This window comes from Pukyongia salina, from assembly GCF_002966125.1.
Taxonomy (GTDB): domain Bacteria; phylum Bacteroidota; class Bacteroidia; order Flavobacteriales; family Flavobacteriaceae; genus Pukyongia; species Pukyongia salina.
Genome location: NZ_CP027062.1, coordinates 2151298 through 2166935 on the forward strand (window position 1 = coordinate 2151298; position 15638 = coordinate 2166935).

General features: G+C 42.2%; 16 protein-coding genes. 8 read left to right on the forward strand and 8 right to left on the reverse strand.

What is annotated here, in order from left to right; translation table 11 throughout:
• Positions 1-25 precede the first annotated feature (25 nt).
• Complete coding sequence (locus tag C5O00_RS09805) at positions 26-1420, forward strand: sugar transferase (protein WP_105216691.1); 1395 nt, start codon at positions 26-28, stop codon at positions 1418-1420.
• Here the strand turns inward: C5O00_RS09805 and C5O00_RS09810 are convergent, their stop codons facing one another.
• Both C5O00_RS09810 and C5O00_RS09815 read right to left on the reverse strand, forming a co-directional pair.
• The gene (locus C5O00_RS09810; RefSeq protein ID WP_105216692.1) at positions 1421-2608 is read right to left on the reverse strand and encodes a DUF6427 family protein; all 1188 of its coding nucleotides are present in this window, start codon (positions 2606-2608) and stop codon (positions 1421-1423) included.
• Positions 2609-3676: a putative type IX sorting system protein PorV2 gene (locus tag C5O00_RS09815; RefSeq protein WP_105216693.1), complete on the reverse strand. Its 1068-nt coding sequence runs from the start codon at positions 3674-3676 to the stop codon at positions 2609-2611.
• A gap of 125 nt (positions 3677-3801) precedes the next feature.
• Between C5O00_RS09815 and C5O00_RS09820 the strand changes: the two genes are divergently transcribed.
• Positions 3802-4539, forward strand: coding sequence for a CDP-alcohol phosphatidyltransferase family protein (locus tag C5O00_RS09820; RefSeq protein ID WP_105216694.1), 738 nt, complete (start codon positions 3802-3804; stop codon positions 4537-4539).
• On the opposite strand, the gene lptB is transcribed toward C5O00_RS09820, so the two are convergent.
• From lptB to C5O00_RS09840, 4 genes are read right to left on the reverse strand one after another with little or no spacing between them, the layout of a single operon-like run.
• Complete coding sequence (lptB, locus tag C5O00_RS09825; RefSeq protein WP_105216695.1) at positions 4536-5276, reverse strand: LPS export ABC transporter ATP-binding protein; 741 nt, start codon at positions 5274-5276, stop codon at positions 4536-4538. The two genes, C5O00_RS09820 and lptB, sit on opposite strands and share 4 nt — an antisense overlap.
• A 53-nt stretch (positions 5277-5329) precedes the next feature.
• Positions 5330-5677, reverse strand: coding sequence for a carboxymuconolactone decarboxylase family protein (locus C5O00_RS09830; RefSeq protein WP_105216696.1), 348 nt, complete (start codon positions 5675-5677; stop codon positions 5330-5332).
• Positions 5667-6509, reverse strand: a complete 843-nt coding sequence (gene tatC, locus C5O00_RS09835) for a twin-arginine translocase subunit TatC (RefSeq protein ID WP_105216697.1) — start codon at positions 6507-6509, stop codon at positions 5667-5669. The genes C5O00_RS09830 and tatC overlap by 11 nt, the downstream gene beginning before the upstream one ends.
• Complete coding sequence (locus tag C5O00_RS09840) at positions 6509-7474, reverse strand: KpsF/GutQ family sugar-phosphate isomerase (protein WP_105216698.1); 966 nt, start codon at positions 7472-7474, stop codon at positions 6509-6511. Before C5O00_RS09840 ends, tatC begins: the two co-directional genes overlap by 1 nt.
• 208 nt (positions 7475-7682) lie before the next feature.
• Between C5O00_RS09840 and recQ the strand changes: the two genes are divergently transcribed.
• The 3 genes from recQ (at position 7683) to C5O00_RS09855 (ending at position 11593) form a co-directional block, all read left to right on the forward strand.
• Positions 7683-9878: a DNA helicase RecQ gene (recQ, locus tag C5O00_RS09845; RefSeq protein ID WP_105216699.1), complete on the forward strand. Its 2196-nt coding sequence runs from the start codon at positions 7683-7685 to the stop codon at positions 9876-9878.
• 164 nt (positions 9879-10042) lie between these two features.
• The gene (locus C5O00_RS09850; RefSeq protein WP_105217633.1) at positions 10043-10975 is read left to right on the forward strand and encodes a peptidylprolyl isomerase; all 933 of its coding nucleotides are present in this window, start codon (positions 10043-10045) and stop codon (positions 10973-10975) included.
• A 96-nt stretch (positions 10976-11071) separates the two neighbouring features.
• Positions 11072-11593 (forward strand): YfiT family bacillithiol transferase, encoded by a 522-nt coding sequence (locus tag C5O00_RS09855; RefSeq protein WP_105217634.1) that lies wholly within the window; start codon positions 11072-11074, stop codon positions 11591-11593.
• Here C5O00_RS09855 and C5O00_RS09860 read toward each other — a convergent pair.
• Positions 11590-12156, reverse strand: a complete 567-nt coding sequence (locus C5O00_RS09860) for a thioredoxin family protein (protein ID WP_105216700.1) — start codon at positions 12154-12156, stop codon at positions 11590-11592. The two genes, C5O00_RS09855 and C5O00_RS09860, sit on opposite strands and share 4 nt — an antisense overlap.
• Before the next feature lie 115 nt (positions 12157-12271).
• Between C5O00_RS09860 and C5O00_RS09865 the strand changes: the two genes are divergently transcribed.
• Together C5O00_RS09865 and C5O00_RS09870 are read left to right on the forward strand one after the other, a co-directional pair.
• A complete protein-coding gene (locus C5O00_RS09865; protein WP_105216701.1) occupies positions 12272-12577 on the forward strand; it encodes a phosphoribosylpyrophosphate synthetase in 306 nt (101 codons plus the stop codon).
• A gap of 1 nt (position 12578) precedes the next feature.
• Positions 12579-12908 (forward strand): tRNA-binding protein, encoded by a 330-nt coding sequence (locus tag C5O00_RS09870; protein WP_105216702.1) that lies wholly within the window; start codon positions 12579-12581, stop codon positions 12906-12908.
• On the opposite strand, the gene C5O00_RS09875 is transcribed toward C5O00_RS09870, so the two are convergent.
• A complete protein-coding gene (locus tag C5O00_RS09875; protein ID WP_244592970.1) occupies positions 12909-13787 on the reverse strand; it encodes a DUF5694 domain-containing protein in 879 nt (292 codons plus the stop codon). It lies immediately after the preceding gene.
• A gap of 133 nt (positions 13788-13920) precedes the next feature.
• Here C5O00_RS09875 and C5O00_RS09880 point away from each other — a divergent pair, with 133 nt between their 5' ends.
• A complete protein-coding gene (locus C5O00_RS09880; RefSeq protein ID WP_105216703.1) occupies positions 13921-15606 on the forward strand; it encodes a sensor histidine kinase in 1686 nt (561 codons plus the stop codon).
• The last annotated feature ends 32 nt before the right edge of the window (positions 15607-15638 follow it).

A 15638-nucleotide genomic window follows, 5' to 3' on the forward strand; every position in this document is an offset into this window, starting at 1 on the left:
CATTTACGAAGACAATCTCCAACCAATGCCTCAAAAGTCGAATATTCATTTTGATATTTCTGAACGAAAGGTCCTTTTGCGGATCTTCGACATTATTAGTGTCCTGGCATTGCTCTATTTGGTGGGGACCGTATTCGACTTCGACTATTTTAAGATCAACGCAGATCACTGGGTGTGGTCTATAGTACTAGCCTTGTATCTGGGAGTATTTGCTACTATTTTCGAACTCTACAATCTTCAGAAAGCCAGTAAGTTCGAAGTAGTGATTCAGAATATCATTCTTACATCATCGGTTACAGTTCTATTCTATCTTTTAACGCCATTCTTTACCCCCGAATTACCGGAGAACAGGTTACAGATCATTTATTTTTACATAGCAGTAAATGTAGCTTTGTTCGTATGGCGGTATGCCTATATCGTGCTTATCTCTGCTCCCAGGTTCTTTAAGAGAGTTTTAATTATTGGTAGCTCGGAAGATATGGCGAAGGTAATTAGATCGCTGCAGAAATCGGATCCTAATTATAAAGTGATCGGTTATATAGATACCACCAAAACGCAACAGGCAAGTCTCGCCTTCGATCTACCGGAAGAATTTACGTTAAATAATGTAGCCGAAACAGTGAAGGAGCACGCCATTTCGGAGATCGTGATCGCTACTCAACCCTCATCGGGGATGACGGTTTCCTTGTACAATCAATTAATAAATCTTTTGGAAAGTGGTGTTCCCATCCGGGAGTACACCCAGGTGTACGAAGAGATCACACATAGAGTTCCGGTACAGCATGTAGATAAGGATTTTTATCGATATTTCCCTTTCAGCAGAAGTAATCAAAACAAACTCTATCTATTCTTCCATCGTATTTTAGACCTCTTATTCTCAGTTCTCGGATTGATCTTCGGGCTCCTAATCTCACCGGTTGTTATCATTGGAAACATTATAGGCAACCGCGGTCCGGTATTTTATACGCAAACCCGCGTAGGTAAGAACAGCAAGCACTTTAAGATCTATAAATTGCGAAGTATGGTTGTTAATGCCGAAAAGGACGGTGCCAGGTATGCCGCAGCGAAAGACCATCGGGTGACGAAATTTGGCAGGTTTCTGCGTAGGTCGCGATTCGATGAGATCCCTCAGTTCATTAATGTTATAAAAGGCGATATGAGCGTGATCGGTCCCAGACCGGAACGACCGGTTTTCGTTCAGGAGCTTTCAGAAAAAATACCCTTTTACGAAGTAAGACACCTGGTTAAGCCAGGGGTTACCGGATGGGCGCAGGTAAATGCGAAATACGGAAGTACCCAGGAGGATGCCTTGGAAAAACTGCAGTACGATCTGTATTATATAAAACACAGGAGTCTATTCCTGGATATAAGTATTGTAATAAAAACACTAAGTACGATTATATTCTTCAGGGGGCAGTGATCAATTCCTGTTCTTATTCCCTAGATATCGATAGAGATAGATGTATCTAACGGCAAGTCCAAGGAGCAATGGAAGCAATCCAATGGCGAATCGCTGTACTCCCGAGATCCAATGAAAACCGAGCAGGACCAATAATAAAATTAGAAAGAAAGTATAGCGCTGCAGCCAGCGTTTGGGAGTTTGCCTGCTAATTAATGTAAAGAACAGCAGGGAGAATGGAAACGCCCAGAGGAGGTTGTAATTATTAGCCGTGGTGCTATGGTCTGTCGCAAACCAAAGAAGTAAAAGAATTACGCCAATGAGTCCGGTTACGAGAAAGATTAGCATATCGAGATAGCGGCTTCGCTGCTGGTTTTTGTAGTTTTTATAAGTTACAAAAACCAGCAGCAAGCCCAGGATACCAAAGATAAATAACGGACTAACGAAAAAATTTCCACTTTCGCGACGTTCCTCGGTATCGTATAATTTTTTAGTTGTTTTAACCAGCGCTGTAGTCCCAGAGGCGGTGGCAATGGTAGCACCTTCATTGGCTTTATAAACGTATTCCGGTAAGAACTGGTATTCCCAGGAGGAGGCTTTTCTATCCACTACGGCGCCAATGGCAACATCCATACCCAGGCTTCCCCAGCTATTGTAATGTACATTTTTCTGAATCAGCTCCCGGAACGTATAGCCTTCTTCCGCAAGGATTGCGTTGTATTTCAGTTTATCTCCCAGGACAGATACGAGCACATCTCGTATTCTGGTCGCGCAGTTGTCGTACAGGAAATCGTATTTGTAATATTTATTCTCCGGTTTGGCGTTTTCCTGAAGGAAATTAAATACGCCTTGTTTTTCCGAATAGCTCAGGTTTAACACCTGTTCTTCCACCCATCGGTCCTGAGCCTTATAACTGTTTAAAAACGGCTCGAATTCGCTTACTGCAAGTTTGTAAAGTAATTTACCCTGAGCGAATTTGGTGTAGAAATTCGGGGTGTCGAAATCGTAAACCCCATAATTGAACGCATAATCGATATCGTTTTCCGGGTCGTATACACGAAAGGCGCTGTGTCCAAATTTGTCGTAGAGATTATCTCCCGGTCCTATGGTGAGGATACTAATTTCCGCCTTTTCCGAAAGTGAGACGTACTGCGCGAAGGCAGGTAAATTCAGTAAAATAAAAAGGAAGAGGAGGTAGTTTTTTTTCATCTATCTAAATATACTCCAGTCTAATTTAAGTGAAAATACATTAGAATACAACGCTGTGCTTTGGTCTCCTATGTCGGTTAATGCGTAGTCTACCTGAATTCCCTTATATCTAAATCCTACCCCAATATTGGGTTGAAAGTTCACGGAGTCGCTACCGTCCAGTTGTGTTACATTTTGAAAGTTACCTACGCCACCCCGTACAAAGATCATATCAATATATCCAAATTCCAGCCCGAGGGCCGGGGTAATACTGGCAAAAGATGAAGAGAATATATCGTTGGTTTCCGCAAAGCGGAAGTTGAGGTCCATTTCGGCCAGTAGTACAAAATCGTAATGAAATACAAATTTGCGTGCGATCCCCAGTTGTAATTTGGGGATGGTGATCTCTGTGGTTTCCGGTAACTCCTGGTTTTGTCCCTCTACAGCCCCAGAAATAGTTGCAAATTGCTCTTCGTCTATGGACCAGGCATTGAAGGTGGTTGTTATATCGCGGGCCATAAGGCCAAATCGCCAATCTTTTCTCTCAAATTGTATTCCGGCATCAAGGCCAAAACCCCATGAAGATGCGAAATCCCCGATCACCCTTCGAATCACCTTGGCGTTTACCCCAAAGTTGAGTCCGTCGAGCGGTAGTTTTCGCGCATATGAGAAAGTGACCCCATAATCTGCGGTAGAGAATAGACTTATCCTGTTATAGTCGATATTACCTTGTTCGTCTATTAGTTGTGTCGTGTTCAGGATATCATCCACGCCAAAACGTATAACCGAAAGACCCACCGCAGAACGGTCGTCTATAGGCATGGCGAAACCAGCGTAATCGAAGCTAGCGATATTCGCGAAGTAGGAGGCGTGCATCAAAGCAAGTTCGTTATCTTCTATATGGACCAAACCTGCCGGATTCCAATAGCCTGAATTAACATCCCTGGAAGAAGCTACCACCGAATTGGCCATACCAAATGCAGCAGCGTCAACCCCGATATTCATGAATTCGTTAGAATATTTACGGGTAGTTTGTGCAGAAATCGTTGCGAAAAGCAACAAAAAGGCAACAAAAATGATCTTTTTCAAGCGATATATTTTCAGCAAATATCTTATTATTTTACAGAATAATAAACTATTAATTTCACTACATATTGTGCATAATAGCCTTTAGACGCAAATAGTTTGCTATTTTTACAGCATTCGTAAAAGCCATGGTAAAGCAAATTCCAAACATTATTACTTCCCTTAATTTATTGTGTGGCATGGTAGCCATTCTTTTTGCAATTTCAGGGGATCTTATCACAGCTTCGTTTTTTGTGTTTATTGGGATCGTTTTCGACTTTTTCGATGGCCTGGCGGCCAGATGGTTGAATGCACAAAGTGAGATCGGTCTGCAACTGGATTCGTTGGCCGATGTTGTTACCTGTGGCGTGGCGCCGGCGATAGTTATGCTGGAAATGATCCATATATCCATCAGTGGTGAACCAATGAATATCACCCAATCTTTGGCCCTTGGTGGCTGGAACAATATTGTATTTAGTTATTTGCCTTTTACGGGCTTGCTCATCGCTGTGGCTGCGGCTTACCGACTCGCAAAATTCAACGTAGATACGCGGCAAACCGAGAGTTTCATTGGCTTGCCCACACCTGCGAACGCGATCTTCGTTCTAAGTTTACCCTTAATTCTTCATTTTCAGCATTCGGAAGCCATTGAAGAGATTATCATGAATAAATGGTTTTTGGTAGCTACCACACTGGTAAGCTGTTTTATAATGAATGCCGAGGTAAGATTGTTCGCCCTAAAATTCAAGACATGGGATTTTGGCAGTAACAAGATCCGGTATTTGTTTCTCTTGTTGAGTGTTGCGGCGATCGTTATGCTTCAGTTCATCGCCCTGCCAGTAATTATATTACTCTATTTTGTAATGTCTCTCTTTTCAAAGAATTAGAAGGATAGCTTTTTCTTTCGAAGCTCAAAATTCTGACCCAAATACACTTTCCTTACCATTTCATCGGAGGCGAGTTCTTCCGGGATACCGTGTTTAAGTATACTACCTTCAAACATGAGATAAGTGCGGTCTGTAATGGCCAGTGTTTCCTGTACGTTGTGATCGGTGATAAGGATACCGATGTTCTTATCTTTTAAACGCGCAACGATTCCCTGGATATCTTCTACCGCCACTGGATCTACCCCCGCAAACGGCTCATCAAGTAATATAAAGTGAGGATCTGTGGCAAGGGCGCGGGCAATTTCTGTTCGTCTTCTCTCCCCCCCACTTAGCAGGTCACCACGATTTTTACGGATATGGCCCAAGCCAAATTCCTCGATAAGGGATTCCATTTTTAAATGCTGCTCTTTTTTCGACAGCTTGGTGAGTTGCAGTACACTGAGGATATTATCCTCTATACTCAATTTCCTGAAGACAGACGCCTCTTGTGCCAAATAGCCAATACCGTTTTGTGCTCTCTTGTACATAGGGTATTTGGTGATATTGGTACCCTCCAGAAATATCTGGCCGCCATTAGGCTTTATCAGGCCTACGATCATATAGAACGAAGTGGTCTTCCCCGCACCATTAGGACCTAATAGCCCGACGATCTCACCCTGGTTTACTTCCACTGTGATACCTTTCACAACCTTTCGGCCCTTGTAGGATTTAACTAGATTTTCGGCGCGTAGTTTCATTTTTTCGTTTGACAAAGGCTAAAGTACGTCATATTTTTCCGCAGAAAAAAACTTTAAGATTTCTCTAAGGCTTCCCAAAATTCGTATGCCCTGCGCAGATGTGGGATCACGATCGTGCCTCCAATAAGCAGAGAAATACTAAGGGCTTCAACAACTTCCTCCTTCGGTATCCCTAATTTGTAGCAAGCTTCGAGATGGTAGCGTACACAATCATCGCAGCGTAACACCATCGAATTACCCAGGCCTAGTAGTTCCTTGGTTTTCTTCGGAAGGGCACCTTCGGCGAAGGCATTGGTATCCAGGTTAAAGATCCGTTTAATGATCTTATTGTTGTCATTAAGAAGCTTTTCGTTCATTTTCGAACGGTACGCATTGAACTCTTCTACAATATTATCTTGCATGGGCTTTTGCTTTTTTATTCTGTCGCTTTACTACGGCTTTCGAAATAAAGATACTTACCTCATAAAGGATCACAACAGGGATGGCCACGATCACCTGGCTGGCAATGTCCGGGGGAGTAATGATCGCCGAAATGATCAAGACGATCACCAAAGCGAATTTTCTATATTTCCGCAGTATTTCCGGAGTAACCAGTCCTATCTTGGTTAAAAAGTATATAATTATTGGCAGTTCAAATATGAGTCCGCTGGAGAGCGCACAAGCGCGCACCAACCCTATATAACTACTAAGGTCGAAATCGTTAAACACAACTTCCGACACCTGGTAGGTCCCCAGGAAGTTTATCGACAATGGAGTAACCACATAGTACCCAAATAGAACACCCGTAAAGAACAGGATAGAAGCGACAAAGATGAAACCCCTGGCAGAGCTACGCTCATTGCGGTGCAATCCGGGGCTTACAAATCGCCAAAATTCGTACAGTACATAAGGGAAGGAAATAATGAACCCGGCGGTGATCGAGGTCCAGATATGTGCCGAGAACTGTCCTGCCATGGTTCTACTTTGTATTCTGAAAGGAAATTCGGTAGAACAGAAACTGCCTTCAAAACCTAACAGTTTTGCGCCTTCACAGAGCAGCTTATACGTAGGAAAGGAACCTTTTTTGGTAGGGCCGAAGATCAAGGTGTCGAATATAAAATCCTTCATGATAAAGGCAACGGTGCCAGCCAATACAATGGCCATCGTAGAACGGATTAGGTGCCACCGGAGTTCCTCCAAATGCCCTAAAAACGACATTTCTTTCCCCGGGGATGTGCTTTTAGCTGCTGCCATTAAATAATTCCTTCTTTGGTAAGGTTGTGAATATGGACCACTCCACAGTATTTGCCATTCTTTTCGGCCAGGATCTGCGTAATTCCGTGCTTATCCATTAGTTCCATTGCCTCAATGGCCATGGCGTCGTTGTTGATCTTCTTGGGGTTTTTGGTCATAATATCCTTGGCTGTTAACCCTTTGAAGTTTTCAACTTTGGTAAGCATCCTACGCAAGTCACCATCGGTAATAATACCAACTATCTTATCGTCTTTTACCACTGCCGTAACTCCCAGCATCTTTTCCGATATCTCCACGATCACCCTTCTTACATCGGTATCGGGATGTACCTGCGGCTGCTCATTGAGGGAGGTAAGGTCGCTAACGCGAAGATAAAGTTTTTTACCAAGCGATCCACCCGGATGGAACTTCGCGAAATCCTTACTTGAAAATCCGCGAATATCCAGTAAACACATAGCCAGGGCATCCCCTATCACTAGTTGTGCGGTTGTACTGGTAGTTGGCGCAAGGTTGTTGGGGCAGGCCTCCTTCTCCACATAGGCGTGTAGCACGTAATCTGCCTGTTGCCCAAGGAAGGATTCCTTGTTCGAGGTAATAGCGATCAATTTATTACCCCGGGTCTTTATAAGTGGTACAAGCACTTTAATTTCAGGTGTATTGCCACTTTTAGAGATACATATAACCGTATCGCTTTGCAGGATAGTTCCTAAATCTCCATGAATGGCATCTGCAGCATGCATAAAGATAGCCGGCGTACCGGTACTGTTTAACGTAGCAACGATCTTTGTAGCGATATTAGCACTTTTGCCAATACCGGTAATGATCACACGACCATCAGATTTATATATGTAATCTACCGCTTGCGCGAATTCTTCATCAACCAGGTCTGCCAAATGCAAGATAGCCTTACTTTCGGTCACAATTGTTTCTTTCGCTACTGAAATGATCCTCGATTCCTGATTCAAAATTTTACGCTTTTATATGTTTGTAACTGTTTCAGAAATTAGTATATTTAAAAAGCGAACGTATCATCCTTAATACGTAACGCCCTTAACAAACCTAATTAATAGATACACTTATTCTGTAAAGGTTGCAAAATTACGATTGTTCCTCAGTTTTAACAATTATAATTCCTTAAACCTTTCACTTAAAAGAATTAAAAGTTAAAGCAGCGTGGCTGAAATAGATATATACGCGGCACTGAAAAAGTTTTTTGGTTTCACGAAATTTAAAGGGCTACAGGAAGACGTTATAAAAAGCATCCTCGCTAATCATAACACTTTCGTTATTATGCCCACCGGAGGTGGCAAATCCCTCTGTTATCAACTTCCCGCATTAATAAAGGACGGTACTGCAATTGTAGTGTCTCCACTAATTGCTTTAATGAAGAACCAGGTGGATGCTCTTCGTGCACATTCGGACGAAGAGGGGATTGCACATGTTTTAAATTCGTCTCTAACCAAGACCGAGATAAAAAAAGTGAAAAGCGATATCTCGGCCGGGATTACAAAACTCCTGTATGTAGCCCCCGAATCCCTTACCAAAGAAGAGAATGTAGAGTTTTTAAATGCAGAAAAAGTCTCATTTGTCGCCATAGATGAAGCGCATTGTATTAGTGAGTGGGGCCATGATTTCAGGCCAGAATACCGTAATTTGCGCACCATTATCAAGCGAATAGGCAATAATATCCCTATTATTGGCCTTACCGCTACTGCCACTCCCAAAGTTCAGGAGGATATATTGAAAAATCTGGGAATCCAGGATGCCAATACCTTTAAAGCTTCATTTAACCGTCCTAACTTATACTACGAGGTTCGTCCCAAGACCAAAAATGTGGATGCCGATATCACGAGATTCGTCAAGCAACATGAAGGTAAGAGTGGTATAATTTACTGTCTAAGCAGAAAAAGAGTAGAAGAACTCGCGCAAACACTTCAGGTGAATGGAATTAAGGCGGTTCCTTACCACGCAGGGCTGGATGCAAAAACCAGGGTGAAACACCAGGATATGTTCCTTATGGAAGATGCAGACGTGGTAGTGGCGACGATCGCCTTTGGGATGGGGATAGATAAGCCCGACGTTCGCTTTGTAGTGCATAACGATATCCCAAAGAGTATAGAAAGTTACTACCAGGAAACGGGAAGAGCCGGTAGAGATGGAGGTGAGGGGCATTGTCTTGCATTCTACAGCTACAAGGATATAGAGAAACTGGAAAAATTTATGAGCGGTAAGCCGGTAGCCGAACAGGAAATTGGTCATGCCCTTCTGCAGGAAGTAGTCGCCTTTGCCGAAACTTCTATTTCACGCCGAAAATTCATCCTGCATTATTTTGGTGAGGAGTTCGATAACGAGACAGGCGAAGGGGGAGATATGGACGACAATATGCGTCACCCCAAGAAGAAACACGAGGCAAAGGAAGAGGCAAGAAAACTTTTGGATGTTATCAATAAGACCAATGAGAAGTACAAAGCCAAGGAGATCGTAAATGTAATGATTGGCCATGTTAATGCAATGATCAAGTCCCATCGCACGAATGAGCAGGATTTCTTCGGAATTGGTAAAGACAAACCAGGTGAATACTGGATGGCACTATTGAGACAGTTGTTGGTGGCAAGATTTCTTCGGAAGGATATAGAGACCTATGGTGTGATTAAATTAAATGATTCCGGCCGTGACTTTATAGTCAATCCTACGTCTTTCATGATGACCGAAGACCATTCGTTTAAAGAAGCCAACGACGATAATATTGAAGTGGCCCAGAAAAGTGGAGCTGCCGTAGCAGACAATAATCTGTTTAATATGTTGAAGGCCGAACGTAAACGTGTAGCCGATAAACTCAGTCTCCCGCCTTTTGTGATTTTTCAGGATCCTTCCCTGGAGGATATGGCGCTAAAATATCCTATTACTATGGACGAGCTCTCCACCGTTCATGGAGTAGGCGAGGGGAAGGCCAAGAAGTACGGCGAATCTTTTCTCAAACTCATCAAAAAATACGTGGAAGAGAATGATATTGAGAGGCCCGATGATTTCGTCGTGAAGTCCACCGGTACCAATAGCGCTCTTAAATTATATATCATTCAGAATGTAGACCGAAAATTATCCCTCAGGGATATTGCTTCGGCCAAAGGCCTGGATATGCAAGAATTCATTAAGGAGATGGAAGCGATCGTGTATAGCGGAACCAAGCTAAATATCGATTACTGGATAGAAGAGATCCTCGATGAAGAACAGCAGGAAGAGCTACACGAATATTTTCTCGAGGCAGATTCAGACAAGATTGATGCTGCTATGGAAGAATTCGATGGCGACTACGACGATGAAGAACTGCGGCTCTATCGCATCAAGTTTATTAGCGAGGTGGCAAATTAACTCTTACCTTAATAAAAAGTACTGCCCTGAAAGCTGAGCCCCTGCAGACCCAGGATCATGATCACCTTTATTCTTATCGATAGTTACGACAGCCTAATTCGATCCCGATCCCCTTATTTATATTTGAAAGAATGAGTACCTTTGCAGCTCCTAAAAATAAAGATATGCAAGACGGAATCTACGCAAACATCAGTACTGAGAAAGGTACCATTAAAATAAAACTAACCCACGACAAAACACCTGGGACAGTTGGGAATTTTGTGGCTTTAGCCGAAGGAAACCTGGAAAATGAGGCAAAGCCTCAGGGTACTCCTTATTACGACGGACTCACATTCCACAGGGTAATACCGGATTTTATGATCCAGGGAGGCGACCCTAACGGTACAGGTGCCGGAGGCCCGGGCTATAATTTCGACGATGAGTTTCATCCCGAATTGAAACATACTGGTCCTGGAGTTCTTTCCATGGCGAATGCAGGCCCCGGAACAAATGGGAGTCAGTTCTTTATCACGCACGTAGAAACCCCCTGGCTGGACAATAAGCACACCGTTTTTGGATATGTGGTCGAAGGACAGGAAGTGGTGAACAGCATCGCCCAGGGTGATACCATGCAAAAAGTTGAGATTGAAAGAATAGGGGAGGAAGCTCAAAACTGGAATGCCGTTGAAGCTTTCAGACAATTTAACGGAGCGAAGGCTGAGCGAGAAGCCGCAGCGAAAAGAGCACAGGAAGAACTTCTTACTTCTATTTCGGAAGGATTTCAACAAACCGAAAGCGGACTCAGATACCAGATCATCCAGGAAGGAAAAGGTGAAAGACCCGATGCCGGACAAACTGTAGCCGTTCACTATAAGGGAATGTTCCCGGATGGTACCGAATTTGATAATTCATTTAAAAGAGGCAACCCCATCGAGTTTCCGGTAGGGACCGGGCAGGTAATATCTGGCTGGGATGAGGGAATACAATTGCTGAAAGTAGGCGACAAAGCTAGATTCGTGATCCCTTCACACCTGGCTTATGGAAGCCGTGGTGCCGGGGGTGTTATACCACCAAATGCTACGTTGGTTTTCGATGTGGAGCTTATGGATGTGAAATAGTTCATAAACTGTTCAGAAATAAACTTGGGAACGCCTTCAGAAATGAAGGCGTTTTTTAATTTAGCGGTTGTTAGAAAAACCCAAGAAACCAAACTCATGAATGTAGATACATTAAAATATCCTGTAGGCAAATTTGAAATACCTGAAGTCATTTCAGAAAAAGATATAAATGAAGCCATCACAATACTGGAAGTCTTTCCGGAACAGTTGAAGTTACTTACCTTCAATCTCAGTGAAGATGAGCTCGACACCCCTTACCGTGAAGGCAGCTGGACCATTAGGCAGTTAGTGCATCATATTTCCGATAGCCATCATCACAGTTATAACAGGATTCGGTGGGCTTTGAGTGAAGATAATCCCATGATAAAAGCTTATAACCAGGATGCCTTTGCAGAGTTGGAAGATTATAAAACCTGGCCAATTTCCTGGTCTCTTTCACATCTTGAAGCAGTTCATCATAAGTTGGTAAACCTGTTGCGAATGCTAACGGATGAACAGTGGAATAGAAGATTTCAGCATCCAGAAATGGAAAATGGTATGAGTTTAAAAGAGTTAGCGCTTATGTATGCCTGGCATAGTATGCATCATTATGCCCATATCAAAAATGCGGTTCGTTAGACTTCTTCCTTCTTCCATTTGATATTACATCCCATGCTGGGTTTCTGAACCTTTCGCTGCGGACTATTATTCAACACATTATCTAGTGCTTCGCGCAGATCACGGCCGTTCACCGGGATACTGTTACCGGGCCTTGAATTGTCTAATTGTCCGCGATAAATAAGTTTAAGTTCATCGTCGAAGAGGTAAAAATCCGGGGTGCAAGCCGCGTCATAAGCCTTGGCAACTTCCTGGGTTTCATCGTACAGATAAGGAAAAGGATAGCTGTGTTTACGGGCCGTTTCCCACATTTTCTGTGGAGAGTCTTCGGGATAACTCTCTACATCGTTACTGCTGATGGCCACGAATCCGAAACCAGTTACCCTGTAATCATTACATAAGCGAACAATCTCTTCATTTACATGTTTTACGTAGGGGCAATGGTTGCAGATAAACATTACAACAGTTCCTTTATCACCACGAACCTGGGCGAGGGAAACAGGTTTGTTTGTTATTGCATCAATAAGCACGAAATTAGGTGCCTTGGTACCAAGAGGAAGCATATTTGAGGGTGTAAGTGCCATAACTACTTTTTCTAAATTAGTTTGCAAAAGGGTTATAAAGTTACAGCATTAGAATAATATATACTCCTTGTAATCTTCAACACAGATTTGTATCTTTAGAAATAACTAGATCTGCATGAAAAACTCGTACGACACCCTTACAGAAGCGATTAACGACCTTACCAAAATGGGTTACGATGTGGATTTCAATTTGGTAAATGAAGGCATCGAATCCAAGGACCTGAAGGCAAAATGGCTTGCCTGCGATCTGGAGGTAGTAAAATATTACAGGTTTGAAGGTATGACAGACCCGGGGGATAATACGATCCTGTATGTTATAGAAACTAAAGATTGTAAAAAAGGATTGCTGGTAGATAATTATAGTGCAAAAGGGACAGAAATCTCGCCCGAAATGATCAAGAAATTGAACATACATCATTGAGATGATTAGCTGGGACGATTTTCACAAAGTAGATATGCGTGTGGGTACTATTCTGGAAGTTGAAGAATTTCCGGAAGCTCGCAATCCTGCGTATAAGTTAAAAATAGACTTCGGAAAGGATTTAGGTGTAAAAAAATCTTCAGCTCAGCTAACTAGCTTGTATACCCCGGAAGATCTTGTAGGGAAACAAGTGATCGCCGTAGTTAATTTTCCGAAGAAACAAATAGGACCATTTATGAGTGAATGCCTGGTGTTGGGAGCCGTACAAGGTAAGGATGTTACTTTGCTAACTCCCAACCAAGCTGTTGCGAATGGCCTTAGTATTTCCTGATCAGAGGTCGGAGAACTCTACAAATTCATATTCCGGAGAGCTTTCAAATAATTGCCTTAAAATAGCGGCATGTCCATTGCCCATAAGTACCATGATACGATCGTTTGATTCACCCGTAATATCCTGAATATTTCTGAAGATCCGTAAATTGCGGTTATACCACCACATAGAAAGGTAATCGGCACCTTTGTGGTCTTCAGATTTAAAAAAACCAGTAAGGTACGCGCCATAGCCATATTGGTGCGATTCTTTCGAATTCATATAGGTGATAAAATCGAGCAGACTAACCCGGGAGGTAAGCTTATCGTCGTTTTCAATCCAATTCTTAACATAATCCCAGTATGGATCCTCGTAATCCCAATTCAATCCCTTTATTAGTTTCTTGTAAACGAGAGAATCATTTTCTTTTAAATCCCTTATTAACGAATAGGAGTTAACCTCATATAAAGTGTCCAGACCGGTTTCGGAAGCGATTCGCATTGCCAGTTGATATCGCTCATCTCGTTTGTCACGATGTTCTCCAGCTTCATATTCTCGTAATTTCTCCGTTGCTCTCCAGCCAGGATTAGCTTCTACAGCGATCTTCGTGGGTCTGAACTTTTTAATGTACTCCACCAATTCTGTCATTTCAGACTTCTTAGGTTCTTTCAATACATCTATCTTGTTTTCTTCTGCAGTTTTTAATTCATCAAGTCCGGGATAATCGAAATGGAACACTCCCACAACGAGAACTTTTGCCTTGGCAGGTGGAAAAAATGATGATATCGGCGGAATTGATACTGAGTCATTTCCTTTATTAACTAGAGTGAGCTCTTCCCGATTTCTATCTGTACAAGCCACCAGAGAAAGAGCAATGATGGAATAAATAATTTTTTTCATGATTGTTGGATTGGTTTACCCTAAAGAGTTTTTTAAATTTAAATTGTTACACCTCTATGTGCGATCTAAGCCCATAGTAGAAGTAAATGTTAAAATTTCATATATTGCGAACCACGCCCCTATCTAAACGCACATGTCGTTCCTCAAACAAAATGTTTGGACTTTTGTAATTTTTATCATTGGTATCACCGCGATTTATCTTATCGACCGAAACCAGACAGATAATGAGGTGCAGAAGAAAAAACTGAAACTCGAACAGGCCCATCAAAGATCGGTGAGTCAATTTTCCACTGCTATTCACGAATTTGCGGCTCTGGTTGCTGGCATGAAAGTGTTTATGAATGAATCTGAGGAGTTACCTTCGGCCGAACTTCTTCATCGGTTTGTTCAGAAACAATTGGAGGCTATACAATCTAACGATTCGATCGCGGTAAGTTATTTGGATAGCACACACACGTTTAAATATTCCTTTACGCGACATAAGATGGATCCTAATAATCTTGTTGGCAGGAAAGTTGCGACCATCCGTTCGGCGGATAAAATACAGGCACTAAACCATTTGATGGAAACCGATAGCTTATTGCTTTTTCCTCCAATGAACCTGGTGGAAGGATGGGTAGGAATTCCACTCAATTTCCGTGTTCGCAGAGATGAGAAGACCCTGGGTTATGTAGCTCCCATACTACAGTTTAAAACACTAATGCAGGGAATGTATACCGAACAAACTAAGAAAGATTTTGCATTTCGATTTCGTTGGGAGAACGAATACGAATTCGACCGGGAACAGGTGTACAACAACACCAAGGTCTATAATACGAATAAGGACCCCGAATACTACAAGAATTTTAATATTCGTGATTCAGATTTTATTAGTAGTGAAGTCAAACTTTTTGGCAGTACTATTGAAATAAGTACGGCCTTTAAAGAGACAGTGGTTGAAAGAAACTTAGTGATCTATGTCCTCCTTATCGGGCATTTGCTTCTCACGTTCTTGTTTTTTATTCTGAACCGTTTACGGCTGAAAAGCAAGGAACTTAACTACGAATTGGAAGAGGCTAACGAATTGCTGGAATATCGCGGTCAGAAATTATCTGAACAAAACGAAGAGCTGAAAGACCTCAATAAGACGAAGGATAAATTGTTTTCTATTATTGGTCATGACCTAAAACAACCCTTACATTCTATAACGGGATTGTTACAATTGCTGGAAAACGAACAGATCGAAGATCCATCGCTTAGAACCATAATTACCGAGCTTAAGAAAACAACCAATAATACCACCGAATTACTTTCCAACTTATTGCGGTGGGCAACATCTCAAACGGGGGATTTAACATATCAGCCATCTTTGTTCGATCTCAATTCCATTCTCGATAACGTGGTAGAAGTCATTAAACCAGCCGCACGCCTGAAATCCATAAATATTCATGAGCACATCGGGGAGAATGTAGAGGTATACGCCGATACTAATATGATGAGTACTGTTTTTAGGAATCTTTTATCCAATGCCTTAAAGTTTACACAGCCTAATGGCAATATCACCCTGAGCATGGAAACTAATTCCGATTACGCGATTGTTCACATACAGGATGATGGCATTGGAATGAAAGAGGAGGAACTATCCAGGCTTCATAAAATGGAATCTCAAATTAGTTCTTTAGGAACATCAGGCGAGATAGGTACAGGGTTAGGGTTGCTGCTATGCCGTCAATTCATTTCTATGAATCATGGGAAACTAGAGGTTACATCGAAGGAGAACGAGGGAAGCCGATTTTCGGTGTTCATTCCACTTCATAAAACCGAAGCAGAATCGTCTTAATTCCTATCGTACATTTTAACCTTTAATCTCAC

Bases quoted from the DNA above. Each gene is read 5' to 3' on its own strand.
- C5O00_RS09805 (WP_105216691.1), top strand. From the start codon at position 26: ATGCCTCAAAAGTCGAATATTCATTTTGATATTTCTGAACGAAAGGTC.
- C5O00_RS09810 (WP_105216692.1), bottom strand. From the start codon at position 2,608: ATGAAAAAAAACTACCTCCTCTTCCTTTTTATTTTACTGAATTTACCT.
- C5O00_RS09820 (WP_105216694.1), top strand. From the start codon at position 3,802: ATGGTAAAGCAAATTCCAAACATTATTACTTCCCTTAATTTATTGTGT.
- lptB (WP_105216695.1), bottom strand. From the start codon at position 5,276: ATGAAACTACGCGCCGAAAATCTAGTTAAATCCTACAAGGGCCGAAAG.
- C5O00_RS09830 (WP_105216696.1), bottom strand. From the start codon at position 5,677: ATGCAAGATAATATTGTAGAAGAGTTCAATGCGTACCGTTCGAAAATG.
- tatC (WP_105216697.1), bottom strand. From the start codon at position 6,509: ATGGCAGCAGCTAAAAGCACATCCCCGGGGAAAGAAATGTCGTTTTTA.
- C5O00_RS09850 (WP_105217633.1), top strand. From the start codon at position 10,043: ATGCAAGACGGAATCTACGCAAACATCAGTACTGAGAAAGGTACCATT.
- C5O00_RS09855 (WP_105217634.1), top strand. From the start codon at position 11,072: ATGAATGTAGATACATTAAAATATCCTGTAGGCAAATTTGAAATACCT.
- C5O00_RS09860 (WP_105216700.1), bottom strand. From the start codon at position 12,156: ATGGCACTTACACCCTCAAATATGCTTCCTCTTGGTACCAAGGCACCT.
- C5O00_RS09865 (WP_105216701.1), top strand. From the start codon at position 12,272: ATGAAAAACTCGTACGACACCCTTACAGAAGCGATTAACGACCTTACC.
- C5O00_RS09870 (WP_105216702.1), top strand. From the start codon at position 12,579: ATGATTAGCTGGGACGATTTTCACAAAGTAGATATGCGTGTGGGTACT.
- C5O00_RS09875 (WP_244592970.1), bottom strand. From the start codon at position 13,787: ATGAAAAAAATTATTTATTCCATCATTGCTCTTTCTCTGGTGGCTTGT.
- C5O00_RS09880 (WP_105216703.1), top strand. From the start codon at position 13,921: ATGTCGTTCCTCAAACAAAATGTTTGGACTTTTGTAATTTTTATCATT.